Origin of the sequence: Amycolatopsis sp. Poz14, assembly GCF_006704225.1 — a bacterium.
GTDB classification, from domain to species: Bacteria; Actinomycetota; Actinomycetes; order Mycobacteriales; family Pseudonocardiaceae; genus Amycolatopsis; species Amycolatopsis nivea.
The window spans coordinates 8779698-8802720 of the sequence record NZ_JACLHD010000001.1 but is presented as its reverse complement, the minus strand read 5'-3'; the positions used below and the strand labels follow the sequence as shown (position 1 = coordinate 8802720).

The 23023-nt window shown below is 68.0% G+C and carries 20 protein-coding genes; 4 read left to right on the top strand and 16 right to left on the bottom strand.

From position 1 onward, the window contains the following. Positions 1–78: 78 nt before the first annotated feature. Positions 79–3456, top strand: coding sequence for a pyruvate carboxylase (locus tag FKO37_RS40945; protein WP_134727847.1), 3378 nt, complete (start codon positions 79–81; stop codon positions 3454–3456). Positions 3457–3575: 119 nt separating this feature from the next. Beyond that, a complete protein-coding gene (locus tag FKO37_RS40940) occupies positions 3576–4373 on the top strand; it encodes an arginase family protein (RefSeq protein WP_238607887.1) in 798 nt (265 codons plus the stop codon). Between the two features lie 146 nt (positions 4374–4519). Here the strand turns inward: FKO37_RS40940 and FKO37_RS40935 are convergent, their stop codons facing one another. Next, positions 4520–4906, bottom strand: coding sequence for a GntR family transcriptional regulator (locus FKO37_RS40935; protein ID WP_134665521.1), 387 nt, complete (start codon positions 4904–4906; stop codon positions 4520–4522). Continuing rightward, the gene (locus FKO37_RS40930; protein WP_037811688.1) at positions 4907–5632 is read right to left on the bottom strand and encodes a hypothetical protein; all 726 of its coding nucleotides are present in this window, start codon (positions 5630–5632) and stop codon (positions 4907–4909) included. A 350-nt stretch (positions 5633–5982) separates the two neighbouring features. On the opposite strand from FKO37_RS40930, the gene FKO37_RS40925 reads away from it, so the two are divergent. Further along, a complete protein-coding gene (locus tag FKO37_RS40925) occupies positions 5983–7290 on the top strand; it encodes a CdaR family transcriptional regulator (RefSeq protein ID WP_238607886.1) in 1308 nt (435 codons plus the stop codon). Between the two features lie 241 nt (positions 7291–7531). On the opposite strand, the gene FKO37_RS40920 is transcribed toward FKO37_RS40925, so the two are convergent. Next, positions 7532–7963 carry a hypothetical protein gene (locus FKO37_RS40920; RefSeq protein ID WP_238607885.1) on the bottom strand — a complete coding sequence of 144 codons (432 nt, stop codon included), beginning with the start codon at positions 7961–7963 and terminating at the stop codon, positions 7532–7534. A gap of 532 nt (positions 7964–8495) precedes the next feature. After that, positions 8496–9944: a DUF6801 domain-containing protein gene (locus FKO37_RS40915; protein WP_205670068.1), complete on the bottom strand. Its 1449-nt coding sequence runs from the start codon at positions 9942–9944 to the stop codon at positions 8496–8498. Between the two features lie 243 nt (positions 9945–10187). Between FKO37_RS40915 and FKO37_RS40910 the strand changes: the two genes are divergently transcribed. Beyond that, entirely contained in the window at positions 10188–11222 is a 1035-nt protein-coding gene (locus FKO37_RS40910; RefSeq protein WP_238607884.1) for a hypothetical protein, read from the top strand. Positions 11223–11557: 335 nt separating this feature from the next. Here FKO37_RS40910 and FKO37_RS40905 read toward each other — a convergent pair whose 3' ends face one another. From FKO37_RS40905 to FKO37_RS40850, 12 genes are all read right to left on the bottom strand, one after another. After that, positions 11558–12169 (bottom strand): DUF6801 domain-containing protein, encoded by a 612-nt coding sequence (locus FKO37_RS40905; RefSeq protein WP_238607883.1) that lies wholly within the window; start codon positions 12167–12169, stop codon positions 11558–11560. Positions 12170–12501: 332 nt separating this feature from the next. Then, complete coding sequence (locus FKO37_RS40900) at positions 12502–13137, bottom strand: hypothetical protein (protein WP_238607882.1); 636 nt, start codon at positions 13135–13137, stop codon at positions 12502–12504. 34 nt (positions 13138–13171) lie between these two features. Next, complete coding sequence (locus FKO37_RS40895) at positions 13172–14050, bottom strand: hypothetical protein (RefSeq protein ID WP_238607881.1); 879 nt, start codon at positions 14048–14050, stop codon at positions 13172–13174. Beyond that, complete coding sequence (locus FKO37_RS40890) at positions 14047–14523, bottom strand: hypothetical protein (protein WP_238607880.1); 477 nt, start codon at positions 14521–14523, stop codon at positions 14047–14049. Before FKO37_RS40890 ends, FKO37_RS40895 begins: the two co-directional genes overlap by 4 nt. 185 nt (positions 14524–14708) lie before the next feature. After that, positions 14709–15914: an MCE family protein gene (locus FKO37_RS40885; RefSeq protein WP_238607879.1), complete on the bottom strand. Its 1206-nt coding sequence runs from the start codon at positions 15912–15914 to the stop codon at positions 14709–14711. Continuing rightward, positions 15914–16966: an MCE family protein gene (locus FKO37_RS40880; RefSeq protein WP_037811674.1), complete on the bottom strand. Its 1053-nt coding sequence runs from the start codon at positions 16964–16966 to the stop codon at positions 15914–15916. The genes FKO37_RS40885 and FKO37_RS40880 overlap by 1 nt, the downstream gene beginning before the upstream one ends. Then, positions 16963–17961, bottom strand: a complete 999-nt coding sequence (locus tag FKO37_RS40875) for an MCE family protein (protein ID WP_238607878.1) — start codon at positions 17959–17961, stop codon at positions 16963–16965. The genes FKO37_RS40880 and FKO37_RS40875 overlap by 4 nt, the downstream gene beginning before the upstream one ends. Beyond that, positions 17958–18941, bottom strand: a complete 984-nt coding sequence (locus tag FKO37_RS40870; protein WP_238607877.1) for an MCE family protein — start codon at positions 18939–18941, stop codon at positions 17958–17960. Before FKO37_RS40870 ends, FKO37_RS40875 begins: the two co-directional genes overlap by 4 nt. Beyond that, entirely contained in the window at positions 18938–19939 is a 1002-nt protein-coding gene (locus FKO37_RS40865) for an MCE family protein (protein WP_037811670.1), read from the bottom strand. Before FKO37_RS40865 ends, FKO37_RS40870 begins: the two co-directional genes overlap by 4 nt. Then, positions 19936–21177: an MCE family protein gene (locus FKO37_RS40860; protein WP_238607876.1), complete on the bottom strand. Its 1242-nt coding sequence runs from the start codon at positions 21175–21177 to the stop codon at positions 19936–19938. The genes FKO37_RS40865 and FKO37_RS40860 overlap by 4 nt, the downstream gene beginning before the upstream one ends. After that, positions 21174–22016 (bottom strand): ABC transporter permease, encoded by an 843-nt coding sequence (locus FKO37_RS40855; RefSeq protein ID WP_037712855.1) that lies wholly within the window; start codon positions 22014–22016, stop codon positions 21174–21176. The genes FKO37_RS40860 and FKO37_RS40855 overlap by 4 nt, the downstream gene beginning before the upstream one ends. Further along, positions 22016–22789 carry an ABC transporter permease gene (locus tag FKO37_RS40850; protein ID WP_037811666.1) on the bottom strand — a complete coding sequence of 258 codons (774 nt, stop codon included), beginning with the start codon at positions 22787–22789 and terminating at the stop codon, positions 22016–22018. The genes FKO37_RS40855 and FKO37_RS40850 overlap by 1 nt, the downstream gene beginning before the upstream one ends. Positions 22790–23023 lie beyond the last annotated feature (234 nt).

Below are 23023 nucleotides of genomic sequence, written 5' to 3'. Positions count from 1 at the left end.
TTGGACTACGGCTCCCGCACCGCGGGACGAACCGGGTAACGTGCCTTCGATACCGATCCGAAAAGGGAAGGACCGGGCATGTTCCGCAAAGTGCTGGTGGCCAATCGCGGCGAAATCGCGATCCGGGCGTTCCGCGCAGGTTACGAACTGGGCGCGGGCACAGTCGCCGTGTTTCCGCACGAAGACCGCAACTCGCTGCACCGGCTGAAGGCCGACGAGGCCTACGAGATCGGCGAACCGGGCCATCCGGTCCGCGCCTATCTGTCGGTCGAGGAGATCGTCAAGGCCGCCAAGAAGGCGGGCGCGGACGCGGTCTATCCGGGCTATGGCTTCCTGTCGGAGAACCCCGACCTGGCCATGGCCTGCGAAGAAGCGGGGATCACCTTCGTCGGCCCGAGCGCCGAAATCCTCGAACTGACGGGCAACAAGGCGCGCGCGGTCAAGGCGGCGCGCGAGGCCGGCGTCCCGGTGCTCGGCTCGTCGGAGCCGTCCAGCAACGTCGACGAACTGGTCGCGGCGGCCGACGAACTCGGCTTCCCGGTGTTCGTCAAGGCGGTCGCCGGCGGCGGCGGCCGGGGCATGCGCCGCGTCGAGGACCCTGCTCAGCTGCGCGAGTCGATCGAGGCCGCCGCGCGCGAGGCCGAATCCGCGTTCGGCGACCCGACCGTGTTCCTGGAGAAGGCCGTGGTCGAACCGCGGCACATCGAGGTCCAGATCCTCGCCGACGGCGAGGGCAACGTGATCCACCTCTTCGAGCGCGACTGTTCGGTGCAGCGCCGCCACCAGAAGGTCGTCGAGCTGGCCCCCGCCCCGAACCTCGACCCGGAACTGCGCGACCGCATCTGCGCCGACGCCGTGAAATTCGCCCGGCAGATCGGCTACCGCAACGCGGGCACCGTCGAATTCCTGCTGGACCGCGAAGGCAAGCACGTGTTCATCGAGATGAACCCGCGCATCCAGGTCGAGCACACGGTCACCGAAGAGGTCACCGACGTCGACCTCGTGCAGTCCCAGCTGCGGATCGCCTCCGGGGAAACCCTCGCCGACCTCGGCCTGTCGCAGGACAAGATCTACCTGCGCGGCGCCGCGCTCCAGTGCCGCATCACGACCGAGGACCCGGCCAACGGTTTCCGGCCGGACATCGGCATGATCAGCGCCTACCGCTCGCCGGGCGGCTCGGGTATCCGGCTCGACGGCGGAACCGCGTTCTCCGGCACCGAGATCAGCGCCCACTTCGACTCGCTGCTGGTGAAACTCACCTGCCGCGGCCGCGATTTCCGCACCGCGGTCGGCCGCGCCCGCCGCGCGGTCGCCGAGTTCCGGATCCGCGGCGTGGCGACGAACATCCCGTTCCTCCAGGCGGTGCTGGACGACCCGGACTTCCGCGAGGGCAACGTCACCACGTCGTTCATCGAGGAACGGCCGCACCTGCTGACCGCACGGCACTCCGCCGACCGCGGCACGCGCCTGCTGACCTACCTCGCCGACCAGACGGTGAACCGTCCGCACGGCGAGCGTCCGCGCACTCCCGAGGCCGCGACGAAGCTGCCGAAGCTGCCCGCGGATCTCGTCCCGCCGGACGGCTCCAAGCAGAAGCTGACCCAACTCGGGCCGGAGGGATTCGCGCGCTGGCTGCGGGAAACTCCGCAGCTCGGCGTCACCGACACCACCTTCCGCGACGCGCACCAGTCGCTGCTCGCGACGCGCGTCCGGACGAAGGATCTGCTCGCCGTCGCCCCGGTCGTCGCCGCGACGGTGCCTCAGCTGCTGTCCCTGGAGTGCTGGGGCGGCGCGACCTACGACGTCGCGCTGCGATTCCTCGCCGAGGACCCGTGGGAACGCCTGGAGCAGCTGCGCAAGGCCGTACCGAACATCTGCCTGCAGATGCTTCTGCGCGGTCGTAACACCGTGGGCTACACGCCTTACCCGACCGAGGTCACCACGGCCTTCGTCGAGGAGGCCACCGCGACCGGCATCGACATCTTCCGCATCTTCGACGCGCTCAACGACGTCGAGCAGATGCGGCCGGCCATCGAAGCCGTTCGCGCCACCGGCACCGCGGTCGCCGAAGTCGCGCTCTGCTACACCTCCGATCTGTCGGATCCGAACGAAAAGCTCTACACGCTCGACTACTACCTCAAGCTCGCCGAGCAGATCGTCGGAGCCGGGGCGCACGTGCTGGCCATCAAGGACATGGCCGGCCTGCTCCGCGCGCCCGCCGCGGCTCGGCTGGTGACCGCGCTGCGCAAGGAATTCGACCTTCCGGTGCACATCCACACGCACGACACCGCCGGCGGTCAGCTCGCCACCTACCTGGCCGCGATCCAGGCAGGCGCCGACGCGGTGGACGGCGCCGTGTCGTCGATGGCGGGCACCACGTCGCAGCCGTCGCTCGGCTCGATCGTCGCGGCCACCGACCACTCCGATCGCAGCACCGGCCTCGACCTGCACGCGATCGGCGACCTGGAGCCGTACTGGGAGAGCGTCCGCAAGATCTACGCCCCGTTCGAGGCTGGTCTCGCGTCGCCCACCGGGCGCGTCTACGACCACGAGATCCCCGGCGGCCAGCTCTCCAACCTGCGCACGCAGGCGATCGCGCTGGGCCTCGGCGACCGGTTCGAGGACATCGAAGCCATGTACGCCGCGGCGGACAAGATCCTCGGCCACCTCGTGAAGGTCACGCCTTCGTCCAAGGTGGTCGGCGACCTCGCGCTGCACCTCGTCGGCGCCGGCGTTTCCCCGGCGGACTTCGAGGCGGAGCCGAACAAGTTCGACATCCCGGACTCGGTGATCGGCTTCCTGCGCGGCGAACTGGGCGACCCGCCCGGCGGCTGGCCGGAACCGTTCCGCACCAAGGCGCTCGAAGGCCGTTCGGCGGCCAAACCGGTCGCCGAACTGTCCGAAGAGGACCACAAGGAACTCGCCGACAACCGCCGCGGCGCGCTGAACCGGCTGCTGTTCCCCGGGCCCACCAAGGAATTCCTCGCGCACCGCGACGCCTACGGCGACACCAGTGTGCTCCCGAGCAAGGACTTTTTCTACGGTCTGCGCCCGGGTGAGGAGTACTCGGTGGACCTCGAGCCCGGCGTCCGGCTGCTCATCGAGCTGGAAGCCATCGGCGAGGCAGACGAACGCGGCATGCGGACCGTCATGTCCACGCTCAACGGCCAGCTCCGGCCGATCCAGATCCGGGACCGGTCCATCGCCTCGGACATCCCGGCCACCGAAAAGGCCGAGAAGGGCAACCCGAAGCAGATCGCCGCGCCGTTCGCGGGCGTGGTGACGCTGCAGGTGGCCGAAGGCGACCAGGTGGCGGCAGGGGCGACCGTGGCGACGATCGAAGCCATGAAGATGGAAGCGTCGATCACCGCTTCGGCGGCGGGCAAAGTCGGTCGGCTGGCAATCACCTCCGTTCAGCAGGTCGAGGGCGGAGACCTTCTCATCGTCCTCGAATAACCGGCTCCCGCGCCACTTTTTCCTGTGTGAGGGGTCCCTTCGCTCCAAAACGGAGCGAAGGGACCCCTCGCACCATTTACGGCTCGCTTTTTCCGGGGTGTTCGCGCTAGCGTCGATGCATGCTGATCAACGCGGTGCCGCAATGGCAGGGCGCGATCAGCCCCGGGGCGAAGGGGCTGATCGAGGGCTGCCGCGCACTTTCCGAACTGGCCGGGCACGTGCTCGGCAAGCCGGTGCACCACGTACGCCAGGACGCAGCGGCGTCCGACGTCGTCGCCGGGATAGCCAACCGGTCCGTGCTCACGGGCACGAACCGGCAGTTGCAGCTCGCTGCGCTCGAAGCGCCGGAAGGCCCGGTGCTCACGATCGGCGGCGACTGCGGCGTTGAGCTGGTCCCGGTCGGCGTCGCGCGTTTCCGTTACGGCGCAACGCTTGGCGTCGCGTGGTTCGACGCGCACGCGGACTTGAACACAGCGGATTCCTCGCCGTCGGGCGCGTATCACGGCATGGTGCTGCGGTCGTTGCTCGGCGAGGGCGACAAGGAGTTCGCCGCGAGTCCGGCGATCGAACGCGGCCGAGCGGTGCTGTTCGGCGCCCGCTCGCTCGATCCCGCGGAAGAGGAAGCCATTGCCGGCGGCCTCGCCGTGCGCTCCGACGATGTCGCCGGAGCGCTGAACACCGCCGGAGCCGACCGCGTTTATCTGCATGTGGATTTGGACATTCTTGATCCCGGCGAGTTCCCCGGAGTGAATTATCCGGAGCCCGGCGGGCTCACGATCGCTGAATTGGTTGACGCAATCGACGGGCTTTCCGGAATGGAGGTCGTCGGTGCGGGCATCACGGAATGCGTCGGCACGGAAGTCGCCGCGCTGGAACCCGTGCTGGCCGCGGTGGGGAGGGTGCTGATGGAGGGCTGAACCTCCGCGCCGAGGCGGCGGGATCCGCGCCTCGTCCGGTGAATGGACCACGGGAACGCACGGGCAAGAAGGAGGTGTGCCCGAGACCGTGCGGAAGACGGTTCACAGAACGGCGAAAACCACGCCGGCCGGACGATCGCCGGGATTCACCGCGACGGTGCGTCCAGGCTCGCCAAAGCCACGCGCACGGCGTCGACGGCTTCGTCCGGCGCGACCCCGAGTTCCCGGCTGTGCCGGGCGTATTCGACGGCCGCGTTGAGAAGCAGCGTGCCCGGATCCGGTCGTTCGGCCGGGCCGGTCACGACGGTTCCGCGTGCTCGTGCGGTGGTGACCCAGCCGGCGGCCTCGAGCTCGCGATACACGCGGGCGACGGTCCCGGAGGCGAGTCCGAGGTCCCTTGAAAGCTGACGGATCGGCGGCAGACGGGCGTCCCGGACGAGGGAGCCGGTCGTGATCGCGCGGATGATCTGGTCGTGCACCTGACGCCAGGGCGGAACCCCGCTTTCGGCGTCGACCACTACTCGCAGCGGCATCTACCGCGCTGCCGTGGTTGTCGCGCGCTGCTTGGGCGGCGGGCCGACGATCGCGAGGAACGCGGCGACGGTGGCCACGAACGCGAGGAACGAGGCGAGGTCGCCGACTGTCCAGCCGAGGGTGGCAGCCGTTCCGGTGCCGAGCCCGAGAGCGACGCGGGCGCTGCGCACGCGCAGTGCCTGGTCGACTTCCGGGTCGCCGGCGGCCGGACGCCGCACCGCGAGGAGCACGATGATCCACGACACCGCCGCCGCGCCGACAGTCACCGCCAGCGGGCCCCATTGCCGCAAAACGGCGAGATGCACGACGGCGGCGACAGTGGCCAGCCCGGAGACGATGACCGTCCACAACGGAGCGAAATCGAGCACGGCGCGTGGTGCCAGCACGGCTTCCCTGCGGGGTTCCCGCGAGGGACGCTGAGCGAGGATTTCGGCGGCGAGCCCGCCGAGCAGCACCACGAACACGAGCGAGTTCGCTGTCCGTTCTCCGACGAGATTCGTCGCGCCCGGGATGAGGGGGAGACCGAGGAACAGCCACGGATACCAGAATCGACGACGGCGCAGATAGCGCACGGCTACCGGCACCTGGTCGGCAGTCGGGTTCCGCACGCCCCATTTCGCGAGCAGCCGAGCGCCTTGTTTCTCGCCTGGCCACAACACGACGAGGATGATCAGCCCGAACAGGCCGGTAATGCCCGCGACGGCGAGCGCCGAGTCGAGTTGCATCGTGGACCCCTCCCTCTTGTATCAAGTACATGTTACAAGAGGGCCGTGGGCTTTGCCGCGTGACGCTCTGTGGTCGTTTTGGCGACCCGGCGGGCCCCCGCTGAAGGCAGGTGTCCAGGTTCGCCCGTTTGCAGGCATCGCGTAGCGCACCTGGTGGTGTGTTGTCGCGATGTGCCCCTCCGACCTCGTGAACTTGTCACGAACGTGACAAGAAATCGGTTTCTTCGGGGAGTGGTGACACGTTTGGCGTTGGTTTTTCGATGTGTCGGGTGTCACCCCTCAATGGATGCGGGGGCTTCCGGCGGCGCCGCGGCGCGGTCGGGGAACCGGGGCGGAGCGAAGGAGCTGCGATGTCGGTGGAGCGGGGACTCGATCACGCTGTGCCGTCGGCTGCGCTGCCGCGCAAACTCGCCGAGATCCTGCGGCCCGAGCTGGCGAGCCTGTCCGCCGAGATCGTCGACGAAATCCGCGCGACGATTCCCGCCTACGCGCGGCCGCTCGACGGTCCGTATGGGAGATCGATCCGCGCGGGCGTCGAGTATGCGATCACGTTGTTCGTCGCGCAGATCGCCGACCCGCGGGCGTCGAAGGAACAGTCGCACGAGGTGCACCATCGGCTCGGGCAGAACGAGATGCGGGAAGGGCGGAGCCTCGACACTCTGCAGTCGGCCTACCGGGTCGGCGCGCGCGTGTCGTGGCGCCGGATCATGCGCGTCGGACGGCGGGCTGGCCTTTCGTCGGCGGTGATGTCGCAGCTGGCTGACGCGATGTTGGCGTTCATGGACGAACTGGCGTCGGTCGCACTGGATGGCTATTTAGAGGCGAAAGCTCGCACCGCCGGCGCATTGGACACTTGGCGGCGACGGTTGCTCGGCGTCCTGCTGGAGGTCCCGGCCGCTCCGCCGAAGGCGATCGCGGAGCTGGCCCAGCTGACCGGATGGGCCGTGCCGGAGCAGGCGTCGCCGATTGCCGTCCAATCGCCGCTGAACGGCAGGGCTCGTCGGCACGCGACGTTGGACTCGGACGTCCTGGCGGAACTGGACTCCGCCGAGCCGTGCATCGTCGTGCCCGGCGCGGTCAATGGCGCGCGGCTGGCGACACTTCAGGCTGCACTGCCGAATTGCCGACTGTCCGTCGGGCCGTGTGTGCCGTTGGCGAGCCTCGCTGATTCCCTGCGCTGGGCACGCCGGACGCTGGTTCTCGCCGATCGGGGGCGAATCCCTGGTGAGCGGGTGCTCCGCGCGGAGGAACATCTCGCTTCCTTGCTGGTGCACTCGGATGGCGCGCTCACCGACCTCCTCCGCACCCGCCTTTTCGCCCCCTTGGCGGACATGACCGACAAGCAACAGGAGCGTCTTCTCGAAACGCTGCGCGCTTGGCTCGACAGTCAGGGGAACGTGGTCGAGATCGCCGAACGCCTGCAAGTTCACCCGCAGACGGTGCGGTACCGGATGCGCCAATTGCAGGCGACCTTCGGCGAGCTGCTGCGCGATCCAGCCGCGCGGTTCGAAATGGAACTGGTCTTGCGCGCGGCCGCGGACGATCGGCCACGTTCGGGGCTGTCTTGGCCGCAGCCTCTCGCCGGGGCGAATATGGTGCCCGCCAGCCGTCGGCCGACTTCGCTCGAAAATTCGTCCGGTCCAAGGTCGGGCAGGTGATTCAGGTTCGCCAGTATTTCCGGGGTCGCTTTGTCTCGAGCAGAGGGCCCGGCGGGGAGGGAACGCAACCCGGCGAACACCAGGACGGACAGCGTCGGAATCGCTGGTAGCAGCCAACGTAGCCGCTCAATGGCGAATCTTGTGTGGTTTGCGGGTGAGACTGGAGCAGTGTGCGATAAGCGCCGGTAGACGTTGGCGGCCTAGGGGCGTTCGGCTTGGCTTGCGACGACCCTTCGCGGTTTCACAAGATCGTCAGGCTGGGAGAGAAGTCGGGTATTTCGGCTGTCGGATGGCACTGCACCAGAAGGTCTTGCCAGCCAGAACTTTTGTAGTGGGTTTGCAGGCGAAAGGTGAAGTCGTCGATGCCGGGGACGTTTCCGGTAGTTGAGAAGGAGATGCTTCCGGGATTACCGGGAGCGGTGTAGGAGACGGCCGACGAGGCAGTCGGCACGATCGGCAGCGCGATGGGGTCGTTTCCCTTGCCTGCCGAGGTAGCGGTTTTGGGGATCGTGAACCCGGTGACAGAAGGCGGCGACAGCGAGCCCGCGGAGGCCGACAGCGACAAGTCGAAGGTGTGTCCGTCCGCGGCGCCTCGTAGTCCGTCGATTCCTGCGGCTTGGAGGATTGCGCTGACGAACCCGGTAAGGGTGAGGGTTCCGCCGAACTCCGTCAACGTGACGGTGTCTCCCCGTCCGGCAGACGCTGGTCCCGTGAAGTGCGCCGTGATCTGGGCGGGCTCGGGCCCGAGCGGGCCTAGCAGGCACGACAGTCGCACCGGCTGATCCGCTTCGAGTGTGTACTCCGTTCCGCCGGCGGCTGAGGCCGGTGGGGATCCAGTCAATACGGTGGCGGCTAACGCGGTTGTTGCCACGCATAATTTCCTGACTGATGACGGCACAGATTTCCTCCCTTCACTGACGTTGCCTTCGTGGCGGTGCGCGCTTGGCTGGATTGTCATGGTCTGAGCGTGCCGCGCATTCCGGTGCTGGCGGCTCCCTCTCGGGCGAGCGGATGACCGATCGGCCGCGTGCCGCGATGCTGCTGGACGAGCGGCGACCGGTGCGGGTGCCGGGGCCGGGCCGCCGGGTTCGTGGTTGGCGACCACCGGGTGAAGCAGCGGAGCGAAACCGGTGATGCCCGGTCTTCGGCGGGCTGGCGGAACCTGGACCGAAGACCGTTCCGGCGGGTCGGTGCGGTGTTCGGTCTCAGCCAGGAGGCGGTGTGCTGGGGATGGGCTTGCACTTGGTGTGATCCGGATAGTCTTTGGCGGGGCAGGAGCCGAAGTTGACGTTGACGACCTTGGCCTGGTTGACGTTCGTCGTGGTGGAGGCCATGCCGGTGAGCAGCGGGCTGAGCGGTTCGGCGGTTCCGCAGTGGACGAACGGCGGCAGGGCGAAACCCCGGTAGTCGGGGTCGGGCGAGTTCGGGTCCGTGCTGAGGATGCCGCCCTTCAAGGCGCTGTACGCACCGGACAGGCTGAGCGAGATCGGCTTGGCGGTGACGCAGTCCGGGCCGAGGTCAAGCGGCACGCCGTTGATTCTGGCGTTGCTCATCCGGGCCATGACCTGAATGTGAGTGGTCAGGAAATCGCCGGAGAGGACGAGCTTGCCGGTGAACTCGATCAGCTTGGAGTTGCGGTAGTCGACGGGCAGGAACTCGACGGTGGCGGTCACCGGAACGAAGCCGAAGCCGAGGAACGTCGCGTCGACCGGGCGGAAGCCGACGTTTCCGCTGATCGTGCTCGGGTCGTGCTGGAGATAGTCGGGCGGGATGAGCAGCACCGTCCAGGTTCCGTTGAGCACCCCGGTCCGGGCGCTGGCGACGGTCGCGCCCAGCCGGTAGACGGACGAAGTCGCCGCGACCTGGACGTAGTCGAGCGGGGTGATGAGCGGGAAAGGAGGGTCGTCCTGCGGCGAAGCCGCGTCGCGGCGGGATGAAGGCGGCGGCGACGGCGCGGTGCTCGGCTCAGCCGGCTTCTTCGGGGCAGTCGTGGGCGCTCCGGTGGCGAGGATCGACACGAGGGTGGTGGTCTGGTCGGGAAGAAGGGTGCAGGCGACCGGTGCGGTCTCGGTGGCGCCGTCGGCAGCCGGTTTCACCGCGATGGTCGGGGCTCCGACGTCGAAGCTGACCTTGCCGGGGACGGTAATTGCCTGTTCCGGCAGGTCCGCGGTCGCGGTGAGCTTCACGTCGCCGGCCGGCGGCAACGGGGTCGCGGCGATCGTGAACGGAGCGGGGATCGCGGTGCTCTTGTCGCCTTGGCGCGCGGTGAGGTCGAGGGTCAGGCCGCCGCGGATACCGTCTGGGGCATCTGGTGCCAGCTGGACGGCGACGGCGCGCGGAAGCGTGAAAGACGCGGTCAGGGAACGGAATTTCAGCGCGGACCCGACCGGCACCGTCGCGGGCACGGTCGCGGAGACGGTGAGGGTGATCTGCTGCGAGCCGGCGGGGGCGGCGAACGGGCAGTCGAGGACGATGTCCTTGCTGACACTCTGTTCGCTGGCTGACAACGGGGGCGGTGCGGCGGGGGTGGGTGTCTCGGTCGAGGCGGAGCTGACGCCGGTGAGGGCGCCGGTGCCGATCGACAGTGCGCCGAGTACTGCAAGGGCGAGGGAAGCTGGGCGGCGGCGGGCGGAGCGCCCGCGTGGGTTCGGCATCGTGTACCTCCTCGCCCTGCGGTCCGGAAAATGGGTTCCGAGCGAAGTTACCGGTGAGTTTCGCCGGTGCGCAAGCATGGGTGGCGGACGGTCGTTTTCCGTTGCGGGAAAAGGGTTTTCTTATGGCCGGGAGCTAGTCTGGAGCCGGTTTTTCATCGGAAACTGACAAAGAATTCGCGCGTTCCCCGCGCAGGCCGCGGGACTGGGAACATCTCTGCGGGAAGCACGGAGGAAGGAGCTGCGATGGCGGCCGGACGCCGGAGATGGCGCAAGGCAGCGACGGCGGTCTTCGCGGTCGTCGTAGTGGGCGCAGGGACCTCGTCGAGCGGTCCGGCAGCCGCGACGTCGGCGCCGCAGCCGACGCGACCGAATGCGGCGGGAGCGCAGCGGGAGGCAGGCAGTGCGGCCGGCGCGGCGAACGTGCCGCAATTGACCGCCGCGGGCGGGCTTTACCAGTGGGGGACGCAAAAAGCGCCCTCGCCCATGCCACCGGCCCTGACCTCGGGTCTCTCCGCGGTTTCGGCCGGAGGAGAGTTCGCGATGGCGCTCAAGAACGGTGCCGTGCTCGCCTGGGGCGACAACAATTTCGGCGAAAGCGAAGTGCCGGCGGAACTGTCGTCGGGCACCAGCCAGATCGCTGCGGGCTGGACGCACGGCCTTGGACTCAAGAACGGCAAGGTGTATGCGTGGGGGAACGACTGGTACGGCCAGACGGAGCTTCCCGCGTCGGTCTCCAGCGGGGTCACGGCGATTTCCACCAGTGCGGTGCACAGTCTCGCGTTGCTGGCGGACGGCCGGGTGGTCAGCTGGGGGAACCGGTCGGACGTTCCGGACTTCGCGCAGTCCGGCGTCAGCGCGATCTCGGCGGGCGGGGATTACAGCCTCGTACTGAAGAACGGCTCCGTATTCGCCTGGGGCAGCAACACTTTCGGCCAGGCGACGGTTCCCGAGGCGGCGCGGTCCGGGGTGACTGCGATTTCGGCCGGGTATGAGCACGGCCTCGCGCTGAAAGACGGCGGAGTGATCGCCTGGGGGCACGACAACGACGGCCAGACCGAGGTCCCCGCGGCGGCCAAGAGCGGGGTTGTCGCCATTGATGCGGGGTGGAACCACAACCTGGTGGTCAAGGCGGACGGGTCGATGGTCCTCTGGGGCAACAACACTTACAGCCAGGCGACGGTGCCGAAACCGCCGGTGTGCGGGCCGGTCACCGGTGCGTCGGCGGGCTACGAGTACAACCTGGTGATCACGGATCTGTCGATCCGCTGCCGTCGGTGAAGCGCCAGGCGGCGAGGGTGCAGGGCCGCGTTTCCGGTGCGCTGGAACGGGGTCACGACTGTTCGTCTCGGGTCGAGCCGGTTGCCGGACGTTGAACGGAGCCGGTTTCCGGTGCGCTGGGAAGCTCGGGCGTTGAACCGGTTTCTCGTTCGCCGCACCAGCGGATCGTTGCCCGCATGCTGAGGAAGGCGCTTCTCCGTGTCACGACGGGAAGCGGTTCTCAGGTGCCAGACCGGGGCACACGGCCGGGCGGGAGCTGGTCTTCTGGTTGGCTGCGCCGGTCCTGGATACGACGGCGGAGGGGCGGCACTCGGCCGCCCCTCCGCCGGAATGGGTCAGGAAATGGTGCCCGAGGGGCTGAAGCTGGTGCCCGACGGGGCGCTGCACTGCATGGTCCACGGGGTCCAGCTGCCGTCTGACGCCTTGTGGAACTCGAGTTGCGCGGAGAGTCCCGTGTCGAGGCCGAACGTCACCGTGCCGGGGGTGCTCGGCGCCGTGTAGGTCGGGATCGACGACGTCGAGGTCTGGGCGATGTTCACCGTGATCGCGCCGCCCGCCGGGTAGATCTGCTCCGGGATCTGCAGGCCGGAGGCGTCCGACGGGGAGAGCGAACCGTTGTCGACGGTGATCGGGACGTCGGCGGTGCCGCGGATTCCGTCGTATCCCGCGGCGGTGAGCAGCGCGTGGACCAGCGCGGTGATGGTCGCGGTGCCGGAAACATTGGACGGCGTCGTGGTGCCGTTGACGGGGATCGTGTCCGGGCCGCCGAACTGCGCGGTGATCGCCACGTTCTGTGCCGGGATGGCCGGGAACGTGCAGCTGTAGTTCGCGGGGCCGGCCTGGTAGGTCGCGGTGGCGGCCGAGGCCGTGCCTGCGGTGAGGACCGCGATCGCGCCTACCGCGACGCCGGTCACCACGCCCGTGGACAGTTTGCTGAGCCGGGGCATACCATTCTCCTTAGATCGGACTGCAGTTTTCGCGGCGATCCTGCGCAGTGGGGACGGAGGTTTCCGCGGATTCCGTTCCGGACCAGGTTTTCGGGAACGGGGATCGGCTCGGTGAGCAATACCGGCCGCGAGCCCAAGGTTACCCGCGAGTTCAGTCGGCAACAACCCTGGTCAGCGCCTTGTCCGCGAGTCGGCGACTGGACCGATTCTTTTGTCATCGGCCGCGTAAACAGTATCGGCGTTTCGTGTGAGCATGACAATTGTGCTCAGGCCGGATATGCAAAAATGGAGTGCCGGAAACGCTTTCCGGCACTCCGTTTTCGGGTGGTTGATCAGTTCTTGGAGGTCAAGGTCAGCGAGATGGTGTTGTCCGGTCCGGACACCAGTGCGCCGAGCGCGAGGTCGGCGATGAAGCAGTTCTTGAAGTCCGGGATGGTGTAATTCCCGGTGAGCGTGATCGGCTTGGTGATGTCGACGTTCGCCGCGGTCAGGGTCAGGTCGATTGGCTTGACGGTCGTGCAGCTGCCGGGCACGGTCGGGACCGGGAAGACCGGCACGATCGGGCCCGCCCAGATGTCGCTGATCTCCATGTTCGCGGTTTCGTGAGTGGTGAGGGTGCCGTTCGCGAGGGTGCCAGTAGCGGGTGCGGTCGGGGTGACGGTGACCTTCGCCTTGATCTTGAAGCCGCCCGCGAGCAGCGAAATGTGCGCGGTGGCCGGCGGCAATTGCAGATTGGCGTTGAGACCGACGGCTCCGGTTTGATCGTCGACCAGGAGATTTCCGGCGAGACTTCCGGGGCCGAGGTCGAGGGTGCTTCCGGTCTTCTTCACGACCGTGCTTCCTGTTACCGAGTAGGAGATCGGAATGGGTATTTCGGTCGCTGATGCGGGAACAGCGGAGTCGAGGCTGACCGCGGTCGCGGCGGCCGCTGCGAGCACGCCGATTCTGGCGATCCGGGAAATGGGCATGACGGTACTCCTTCGGCGGTGAGGAAACAGAATTTCATCGGGGAGCTAGATCGGTGACGAACCAGTTTCCGTCAATGCGCTCAGCGGTGACGGCCAGTTGTGCGGCGGCTGTCTCGGGAGTGGCGGAATTCCCCCTCGTGGCGGACTGGTCGAGGAAAACGAGCAACTGTGCGTGATCGTTCGTAAGCTGCTGGACGGAGGCGGCGGAGACGCGGGAGGTGAGAGTCAGGCGTTGGCTCGGGGCCATCGTGCGGACTTGGGCGAAGAGTTTTTCGTAGGAATCGCGGGCGTGGCCGCGGAGCAGGGTGGCGGCGGCGTTCTCGGTGGCGTCGGTTTTGTCGTAGGTGTAGGAGAAGATCTTGTTGAGGGTGAGGCTGATGGCGGAGGTGACCGCGGCGGTCGCGGGCTGATCGGTCAGCGCGCGGTTCGATGCGGCGGCGGACGCGCTGGTGGAGCGGGCTTCGACGGTGCACCAGACGCCGACGGCGGTGAGCAGGACGGTCAAGGACAGGAGGAGAGCGAGGAGGCGGGTGTTGCGGGGATGCCCGGCATTGGGGTCGCGAGCGGGATGTTCGGCGGGTTCGGTGTCGGCGGGTGGTTGGTGGGGATCGGAGGTTGTTGTGGTGTGGGGAGTTGAGTCGGTGCGGGAGGAGGTGGCGGTCGCGGGGGAGGGTGGGTGAGTGGTGATGTGTGCTGGCTGAATGGTTGCCGCGGTGGTTCGCTGGTTGGTGGCCGAGGCTTGGGCGGGGTTCGCGAGTGGCTGGGCGGATTCGGCTGGTGGCTGGTCGGTGCCTGCTGCATGCGGCTGCGCGGAATCGGCAGCAACAGCGCTCGGCGGCGCGGAGTCGGTTGCGGCCGCAGCGAAGTCAGCGGGTTCGGTGCGTGGCTTCCGCCGGTGCAGGGAGAGCTTCATGACCCCGCCACCCCCAGTTGCTCCAGTGAGCTGAGTTTCCAGCCGGAAGCTGTGCGGGTCATCGTCGCGGCCAGGCGGGTGCGGCGGATGGGCTGTGCGGTGCCGTCTTTGGTGACGGTGATTTCCACGGAGGCCAGGAGTTTCGCGGTACCGGCGTCGGCGTCTAGGTCGGAGAGTCCGGCGTCGAGGACGTGGCCTGTGGTGGCGGAGCCGTCGGGCGGGACGTTGCTTGGCAGGGTCGACTGGAGAGAGCCGGTCGTCGCGGATTGCCAGTGGGTCAGGGTTTGGTCGCGGTGTTGGGGGTCGAAGGTGGTGACCGTGGTGATCAGGGTGCGGCCAGCGGTGACGGCTTCGTCGCGGGTCGCGCCTGCGGTCGAGGCGGGATCGGTCGCGGCGGCGTGCCACGACCAGGCTGACCAGGCGGCGAAAGCGGCGGCTGCGGTCAGGGCGATTCCGGCGGCCCACGTCCGCATGCGAGGGGATTTTGCGGTCGTGGGGGACGCGGTTGTGTCGGTCGCGGAGTCGGCGACGCGTGAGGACTCCGCGTCAGGCAGCAAATCGGAGGAGGTTGTGTCGGTCGACGAGTCGGCGACAAGCGAAGACTCCGCGTCAGGCAGCAAAGCGTCGTCGACGGAGGAAGCCTCGTCCGGCGAGGCCGTCAGTTTCCCCGGCGTAGCCACAGCATCTCCTCCAGATCAGTCGACGTCGGAAGTCCCGCAGCCGCCGCGGGGAGGCCGCCTGGGTGGGCGGGCTCTGGGACTCCGGGGTGTGGTGCGTGTTGGGAGCCGCGCACCGACGACGGGTCTCCGGCGGGCAGCGTGCAGGCCGCCGAGGTGTTGAACGGGAGCACCGGCAGTTCGGCGCTGCTGCGGATCTTCGTGCTCTCGTAGCCTTTCCGGCACGGCGGCGGGTCGAAGAACGTCAGGGCCAGTGACAGCCGTCCGCTCTCGGGGGTGATGGCCGACGACGTTGCGGCTACGGTTTTCGGCAGCGTCACCAGCAACTGTTCCAGGCCGTCCGTTCGGGCGCTGAAGACGTCGGCTGTCGTCAAAAGGTTGGCCATCAGGATGGGGAGGCCGGGGCTGTTGTCGCGCAGCAAGCCCGTCACCTGGGTAGCAGCCGGTGGGGCGGTCGCGATCAGCTGGCGCAGGTCACCGTCCGACGACGCTAGTTGCGAGGCGAACAGGTGGGCGTTGCGGCTGAAGTCGCGCCACGCGGTTGAGGACGCGGCTTGCGTTTTCAGGACTGTCGAGCCGTCGTCGAGGAGTTTTGTGGTTTGGGGCAGGTGGGCGGAGGCGGAATCGGTGAAGGATCTCGCGGTGTCCATCAGCAACTGCAGGTCTGGGCCGCTGCCTTGCAGGGCGTTGTCCAGTTCGTTGACCACGGTGCGCAGGTCCTCGGTCGGGACCGACGACGTTAGCGAGTCCACGTCGGACAAGAAGGTCTGCACGGGAAGGGGCAGGGTGGTGGAGCTCCGGGGGATGACGCTGCCGTCCTCCAGATAGGGACCCCGGTCGGTGGTCGGTTGCAGGTCGACGTATTGCTCGCCGACGGCGGAGCGGTTCGCGACGATTGCGCGGGCGTTCGAGGGGATCTGCGGGGCGGAGGTGTCCAGCAACAGGTCCGCTTCCATGCCGTGTTCGGTCAGGTGTAGTTGGCCGATCCGACCGACTGCCACGCCTCGGTAGGTGACCTCGCCGTTGGTGAAGATGCCGCCGCCTTCGGAAAGTTCCAGGTGCACGGTGTAGGTCCCGGCTCCGAAAAGACGCGCGATCCCGGCGTATTTCGCGCCGACGAACGAAGTCGCGGCCAGCGCGACTATCACGAAGGCGATGACCTGGATCCGGATCCGTCTGGTGAGCATCACTGGCCCCCGGAAGGGGGAGGCAGCGTCGGAAGGCCGGGCGGGACGCCTTGACCCGGCGGCGGCAGCGGGACACCGGCACCGGGCGTGACCGTGGCGTAGACGTTCAGGTAGTCGCCCTTGATCGCGTCCAGGACGGGGTCGGTGAAGGGGAACGAGGGCAGGATTTCCAGCGCCTTCGGCAGGTTCTGCCCCGCATCGGCCAGGCGGCGCAGGATGGGCGCGAGTGCGCGCAGGTCGGCGGCCAGGTCGTCGCGGCTCTTGTTCGTGACATCAGTGGCCACTGTGGACAGTTGGTCCAGCGATTGCAGCATGGTCACCAGCTGCGGTCGCTGGTCGGTGAGGGTCTTCAGGCCGGGGGTCAGGTCGGTGAGGGCGTCGGCGATCTGCTGGTTCCGGTCGGCCAGCGACGCCGACAGGTGGTTGAGGCCGTCCAGTGCGGCGGTGATGTCGCGGCGGTGCGCGTCGAGGTTCGTCATCAGCTGGTTGACCCCGGACAGGAAGCTGCGGATCTCCTCCTCGTTGCCGTCCATGGCCTTCGTCAGTTCGCGGTTGATCGTTTGCAGCTGCCCGATCCCGCCCCCGTTGAGCAGCAGCGACAGTGCGCCGAAGATCTCCTCGAACTCCGGGTTCCGGTTGGTTCGCGACACCGGGATGACCGCCTTGTCGCCCAGCTGCCCAGAAGGGGACGCGACCGGCGCGGCCAGTTCCACGAACTTCTCGCCCAGCAGCGACGATTGCCGCAGTCGGGCGACGGCATTCGCGGGCAGGTGGACGTCGCCGTTCACCGCCAGGACGGTTTCGGCGGTCCAGCCGTCCGCGCCCAGGCGGATCGATTGAACGCGCCCGACCGGGACGTCGTCCACCTTCACCGCGGCTTGCGGCACCAGGTCCAGGACGTCGGCGAACTGGACGGTGACCTCGTACGGATGCGCGCCTAGGTCCGCGCCGCCGGGCAGCGGGAGGTCGTAGACGCCCCGGAAGCCGCCGGGTGCGGCGCAGCCGGCCAGCGTGCTCACCGCCAGCGCCAGGAAGAGCCTTCGCGCCTTCATTGGCCACCTCCCGTCACGGCCGCGTCCGTCGTCGGGAACGGCAGGTAATCCAGCAGGTCAGCGCGGCCTTGCAGACGTCCGGTTTCCGGATCGACCGCGTTCAGCACGTTCTGCGCGGCCAGCGGCGCGACGTCCAGCGCTTCGGCCAGCGACGCGCGTTGGTCGACCAGCGTCTGCGTCGTCTTGGCCAGCTTGTCCACATTGGACTTGATCGCGGCCCGGTTGTCCCGGATGAAGCCCTGGACCGAAGCCAGCGCGCCGCCGAGCGAGCGCAACGCGTCGGACAGTTCGCCGCGGTTCTCCGCCAAGGTGGCCGACACCTTCGCCAACTGCTGGTTCACGTCGGCGACCTGGCGGTCGTTCGTGGCGAGCATGGTGGTGAACTTCTGCAGTTCGTCGACGGTTCCGAACAGGTCCTGGGAGTTGCCCGCCAGGGTGCGGGCGAGGCGGGCGAAGTCGCGGACGGACGTGTTGAACGCCTTGCCGTTGCCGTCCAGGTTCGCCGCGCCGGTGCGGAGGAGATCGGACAGCGCGCCGTGCGAGTTCGCGCCGTTCGGGCCGAGCGCCTTGCTCAGCGTGTCCAGGCTCGAATACAGCTGGTCCAGCTCCACTGGCGTGCCCGTGCGGGCAGTACCGATCACCGCGCCGTCGGCTAAACGTGGGCCGCCCCGGGCGAGTTTGCCCAGTTGGACGTAGCGGTCGGCGACCACGCTCGGCGCGATGACCAGCGCGGTGGTGTCGGCGGCGACGGGGATGTGCGGATCTACCGATAAGTCGACACGAACCTGGCCGCCCTGCGGAAGGACCGCGGTGACCTCGCCGACCTTCACCCCGAGCACCCGGACGTCGGAGCCGCTGTAGACGCCGACGGCCCGCGAAAAGTACGCCGTGACGCGGTATCGGCCGGACCCGGAGAACACCCACCACAGGACGCCGCAGACCACCAAGGCCATGACCAGCAGGAAGACGACGAAACGGTATGCGCGCGTGGTCATTTCGCGCCTTCCTTCGGCGGGGTGCACGGATCGCGGTTCTCCGGCAGGAGGCCGCACAGGTAGCTGTCGATCCAGCGGCCGTTGCCGGCGGTGTTGGTCAGCACGCGGAAGTACGGCCCGGCAAGCTTGAGGCTCTGCGCGAGGTTCTCGTCCTGCCGTTGCAGCAGATCGGTCACGCGGTCGAGCTGCTGCAACGCCGGAGCGAGCTGCGCGGTGTTGTCCGCGACGAGCCCGGAGAGCTGCTTCGCGAGCTGCTGGGTGCCGACGAGCAGCTGGTGGATCGCGTCGCGGCGGTGGTCCAGTTCGGTGAGCAGCAGGTCGCCGTCCTTGACGAGTTTCTCGAAGTCGTCGTTGGAATTGGCGATCGTGGTGGTCAGTTTGCGCGCGTTGGCCAGCAGTTCGGAGATCTCGTTGTCGCGCGAGGAGATCGTTTTCGACAGCGCGCTCAGCCCGTCCAGCGCGGTGCGGACGTGCTGCGGCGAGTTGCGGAAGGTGTCGCTGATCGTCGAGAAGCTGGTCGCGAGCTGCTTCGTGTCGATCGCGCCCGCGGTGTCGGCGAGGCCGTTGAACGCGTCGGTGACGTCGTACGGGGTCACCGTGCGGTCGCGCGGGATCGGCTGGTCCGGGTTCTGCTCCGCCCGCCCGGCCGGGTCGAGGGCCAGGAACTTGCGGCCCAGCAACGTCTTGATCTTGATCTGCGCCGACGTCCGGTTGCCGATCCAGGCGTTCTTGACCCGGAAGCTGACCAGCACGTGGTCGTCGTCCAGGTCCACCTGGGACACTTCGCCGACCTTGATCCCGGCGATCCGCACCTCGTCGTCCGCCTGCAGCCCGGCGGCCTCGCTGAATTCGGCCTGGTAGGTGGTGCCGCCGAGGAACGGCAGGCGGTTGTAGTTCAGCGTGCCGGTGAGCACCGCGGCCAGCGCGAGGCTGCCGACGACGCCCAGCACGAGCGGATTGCGCTCCCTGAACGACTTCACGCGCCACACCTCGCCGCGGTCTCCGCGACGCCGCGCGGCGGCGACGTCTCCAGGACGGCTTTGCACAGATAGAAGTTCATCCACGAGCCGTACGACCCGAGCGTGCCGATGCGGTCCATCTTCTTGGGCAGCGTGGTCAGTGCCTTGTCCACGTCGGCCTCCCCCTTGTTCAGGTTCCGGGTCAGCGCGTCGAGACCGGAGATGCTGTCCTTGAGCCCGGGCCGGATCTCGGTGAGCAGCCCACTGGTGGACTGCGTCAGCTCGGCCAGCCCGGACACCGCGTCGCCGATCGCCGTGCGGTCCTCGGCGAGCCCGGACACGAGCTGGCGCAGCGTCGAAACCAGCGTCGCGAGCGAATCTCCCTTGCCGTTCACGGTTTTCAGCACCGAGTTCAGGTTGCCGATCACCTCGCCGATGACCTGGTCGCGGCTGGCGAGCGTGCTGGTGAGCGATCCGGTGTGCTGCAGCAGTTCCGTCACCGTGCCGCCTTCTCCTTGCAGCACTTGGACAATCTCGCCGGACAGGTCGTTGACGTCCTTCGGCGAGAGGGCCTGGAAGAGCGGTTTGAAGCCGTTGAACAGGTCGGTCAGGTCGAGCGCCGGAGTCGTGCGGTCCAGCGGGATTTCGCCGCCGGACGGCAACACTCCGGCCGGGTCGCGGGGACGTTCCAAAGCGAGATAGCGCTGGCCGACCATGTTGCGGTACTTGATCACCGCGGTCACGTTGGCGGGCACCGTGCGGCCGTCTTCCAGCGAGAAGCTGACGTGCGCGCGGTTCTGGTCGACGACGTCGAGGCCTTCGATCTGCCCGACCTTCACCCCGGAAATCCGCACGTCGTCGCCGACATTCAGCGCGGTGGCGTCGACGAAAGTGGCCCCGTACCGCTGGCTCCCGCCGACCGAGCCGCCGGTGATCGACAACGCGAGAACGACCGTCGCGAGCACGGTGACCAGGATGAAGATCAGGCTTTTGACCAGGGGAGCGGCAAGGTTTCTCACTTCGCCGTCACCTCCGTTCCGCGATAGAGCGGGCCGACCAGGACGCTGCTCCACATCGGCACGTCAGCGGTCGAAATCCCCAGCTGGGGCGCGAGCAACGGGCCCAGGAACTGCTGCTCCTGCGGGGAATTCGCGATGCCGAGGTCGCCGGTCGACGGCACGGTCGCCGGAGTGCCCGCGGTCGGCGTCACCCCGCTCGGGTAGCAGCGCGGGCCGGTCTTCTCGGTGTACGCCGGGTCGTCCTTGCCCGGCACGTATTTCCCGCGCGACTTGGACACGGTGACCTCGACGTGCAGCCCAGGCTCTTTTGTTCCGGCGCCGAGGACCTTGTCCATCGACGGTTTTAAGTCGGTGAGCGCCTGTAGAGTGCAAGGGAAGCTGGGGGAGTACTTAGCACCGATTTCGAGCGGACGGCGGCTGTCCGCGGACAACGCGATGATGTTGTTCCGGTTCTGCCGCAGGAACGTCGTGAGGTCCTGCGACGACGTGGTCACCTGCTGATACAGCGAGCCGAGGTCTGTGCGCTTGGCGTTGATCGTGCCGAGGGTGACCGACGAATCGGTGAGCGCGTCGAGCAGATCGGGTGCGATGTCGCCGTACATCTGGGTGACGGTGGCGAGGTCGCGCACGTTTCGGTCGAGCTGCGGCAGGTTCGGGTTGAACCGCCGCAGGTAGTCCGACGCGGTCGCCAACGTCTGGCCCAGCTGTTCGCCGCGGCCTTGCAGGGCAGTGGAAACCGCGGTCAGAGTGGTGGCCAGTTTCTGCGGCTGCACGGCCTTCAGCACCGGGAGCAGGTTGTCGAAGACGCGCTCCAGTTCGATCGCGTTCGCCGACCGGTCCTGCGAGATCACGTCTCCGGCTTGCAACGGGCGCTTCCGGCCGGTGTCCGGAATGGACAGTTGGACGTACCGTTCGCCGAACAGGGTCTTGGGCACCAGCAACGCGGACACGTTGACCGGCAGCCATTTCACCTGCTCCGGATCCAGCGCGAGCGAGATCTCCGCACCGCTGCGGATCGCGCGCACGCCGCGGATCTCGCCGACCACGACGCCGCGCGCCTTCACCTGCCCGCCCGCTCGCAGCTGGTTGCCGACGCGGTCGGCTTGCAGCGTCACCGGGACCGTCGTGGTGAAGTCCTTGTTGTAGATCTTCACCGTGAGCAGCACGAACGCCGAGAGCGCCGCCAGGAACAGCACCCCGGCGGTGCGGACTCGGGTCTTGTGCCAGCGCCGGTTCATCCGGCCACCTGCACGGTCGTCGTCGCGCCCCAGATCGCGAGGCTGAGGAAGAAGTCCAGCACGCTGATCGCGACGATCGCCGTCCGCACCGCCCGGCCGACCGCGACACCGACGCCGGCCGGGCCGCCGCTCGCGCGGAAGCCGTAATAACAATGCGCGAGCACCACGACGACGCTGAAGATCAGCACTTTCCCGAACGACCACAGCACGTCGCCGGGCGGCAGGAACAGCAGGAAGTAATGGTCGTACGTGCCCGCCGACTGCCCGAAGCCCCACACCGTGACCTGCCGCGACGCGAGATACGACGACAACAGGCCCACCGCGTACAGCGGAATCACCGCGATGAACCCGGCGATCACCCGCGTGGTCACCAGATACGGCACGCTCGGGATGCCCATCACCTCGAGCGCGTCGATCTCCTCCGAGATCCGCATCGCGCCCAGCTGCGCGGTGAACCCGCAGCCGACCGTCGCCGACAACGCCAGCCCAGCCACCAAAGGCGCGATCTCGCGGGTGTTGAAGTACGCCGAAATGAACCCGGCGAACGCCGACGTGCCCACTTGGTTCAGCGCCGAATACCCTTGCAGCCCAACAACAGTCCCGGTCGCGACGGTCATCCCGACCATCACGCCGATGGTCCCGCCGATCACCGCGAGCGCGCCGCTGCCGAAGCTCACCTCGGCCAGCAGCCGGACGATCTCGCGCAGGTACCGGCGCACCGCGCGCGGCACCCAGCCGAGCGCGCGCAGGAAGAACAGGATCTGGTCGCCGAGGGTGTCGAGGAAGCCCAGCCTGCGGTCGATGGCCTCGAGCACGCGCGTCGGAGTCGGGGTGGCCATCAGCTTCCCTTCGGCGGCACGAGCTGGAGGTAGACCGTGGTGAGGACCAGGTTCAGCACGAACAGCAGCAGGAACGTGATCACGACGGACTGGTTCACCGCGTCGCCGACGCCCTTCGGCCCGCCGCGCGGGTTCAGTCCGCGATACGACGCGACGACCGCGGCGACGAACCCGAACAGCAGCGCCTTGATCTCGCTGATCCACAGGTCCGGCAGTTGCGCCAGCGCGGAGAAACTCGCCAGGTACGCGCCCGGGGTGCCGCCCTGCATGATCACGTTGAAGAAGTAGCCGCCGAGCACGCCGACCACGCTGACCATGCCGTTGAGGAACACCGCCACGCCCATCGCGGCCAGCACTCGCGGCACGATCAGCCGCTGGATCGGCGAAACCCCCAGCACCTCCATCGCGTCGATTTCCTCGCGGATGGTGCGGGAACCGAGGTCGGCGCACATCGCGCTGCCGCCCGCGCCCGCGATCAGCAGCGCGGTCACGATCGGGCTGGCCTGCTGGATGATCGCGAGCACGCTCGCCGCGCCGGTGAACGACTGCGCGCCGATCTGCGTGGTCAGCGACCCGATGTGCAGCGCGATCACCGCGCCGAACGGGATCGACACCAGCGCGGTCGGCAGGATCGACACGCTCGCGATGAACCAGAACTGCTGCACGAGTTCGCGGAACTGGAACGGGCGGCGGAACGTCAGCCGGACGACGTCGAGCCCCAGCGCGTAAAGCCGGCCGGTCTGGTGCAGTGCCGCGGCACCGGGAAACGCCATCGCCCGACCTCCCAGCAATTTCCGGGCACGGCGGAATGCCCGCCGAACGCCCGTTCCGATGCTGGTCCGAATGGCGGACCGGTCCGGTGCGGAAACTGCGGCGGGGTTACCGTGCGGTTTCGTTACTGGTCAGTACGCTAACGAGGGCCTTGCCCGCAGACAAGAACTTGCCCCGGCATCCGGGGTCACGGCGCAGTAACCGCCGAATTCTTGTGCGGTTGTGACAACTGCCGG

Coding starts and splice junctions, on each gene's coding strand:
- FKO37_RS40885 (WP_238607879.1), bottom strand. CDS start 15,914: ATGCTCACCAGACGGATCCGGATCCAGGTCATCGCCTTCGTGATAGTC.
- FKO37_RS40860 (WP_238607876.1), bottom strand. CDS start 21,177: ATGAACCGGCGCTGGCACAAGACCCGAGTCCGCACCGCCGGGGTGCTG.
- FKO37_RS40850 (WP_037811666.1), bottom strand. CDS start 22,789: ATGGCGTTTCCCGGTGCCGCGGCACTGCACCAGACCGGCCGGCTTTAC.
- FKO37_RS40900 (WP_238607882.1), bottom strand. CDS start 13,137: ATGCCCATTTCCCGGATCGCCAGAATCGGCGTGCTCGCAGCGGCCGCC.
- FKO37_RS40930 (WP_037811688.1), bottom strand. CDS start 5,632: ATGCAACTCGACTCGGCGCTCGCCGTCGCGGGCATTACCGGCCTGTTC.
- FKO37_RS40875 (WP_238607878.1), bottom strand. CDS start 17,961: ATGACCACGCGCGCATACCGTTTCGTCGTCTTCCTGCTGGTCATGGCC.
- FKO37_RS40905 (WP_238607883.1), bottom strand. CDS start 12,169: ATGCCCCGGCTCAGCAAACTGTCCACGGGCGTGGTGACCGGCGTCGCG.
- FKO37_RS40910 (WP_238607884.1), top strand. CDS start 10,188: ATGGCGGCCGGACGCCGGAGATGGCGCAAGGCAGCGACGGCGGTCTTC.
- FKO37_RS40895 (WP_238607881.1), bottom strand. CDS start 14,050: ATGAAGCTCTCCCTGCACCGGCGGAAGCCACGCACCGAACCCGCTGAC.
- FKO37_RS40915 (WP_205670068.1), bottom strand. CDS start 9,944: ATGCCGAACCCACGCGGGCGCTCCGCCCGCCGCCGCCCAGCTTCCCTC.
- FKO37_RS40880 (WP_037811674.1), bottom strand. CDS start 16,966: ATGAAGGCGCGAAGGCTCTTCCTGGCGCTGGCGGTGAGCACGCTGGCC.
- FKO37_RS40855 (WP_037712855.1), bottom strand. CDS start 22,016: ATGGCCACCCCGACTCCGACGCGCGTGCTCGAGGCCATCGACCGCAGG.
- FKO37_RS40925 (WP_238607886.1), top strand. CDS start 5,983: ATGTCGGTGGAGCGGGGACTCGATCACGCTGTGCCGTCGGCTGCGCTG.
- FKO37_RS40940 (WP_238607887.1), top strand. CDS start 3,576: ATGCTGATCAACGCGGTGCCGCAATGGCAGGGCGCGATCAGCCCCGGG.
- FKO37_RS40890 (WP_238607880.1), bottom strand. CDS start 14,523: ATGCGGACGTGGGCCGCCGGAATCGCCCTGACCGCAGCCGCCGCTTTC.
- FKO37_RS40935 (WP_134665521.1), bottom strand. CDS start 4,906: ATGCCGCTGCGAGTAGTGGTCGACGCCGAAAGCGGGGTTCCGCCCTGG.
- FKO37_RS40945 (WP_134727847.1), top strand. CDS start 79: ATGTTCCGCAAAGTGCTGGTGGCCAATCGCGGCGAAATCGCGATCCGG.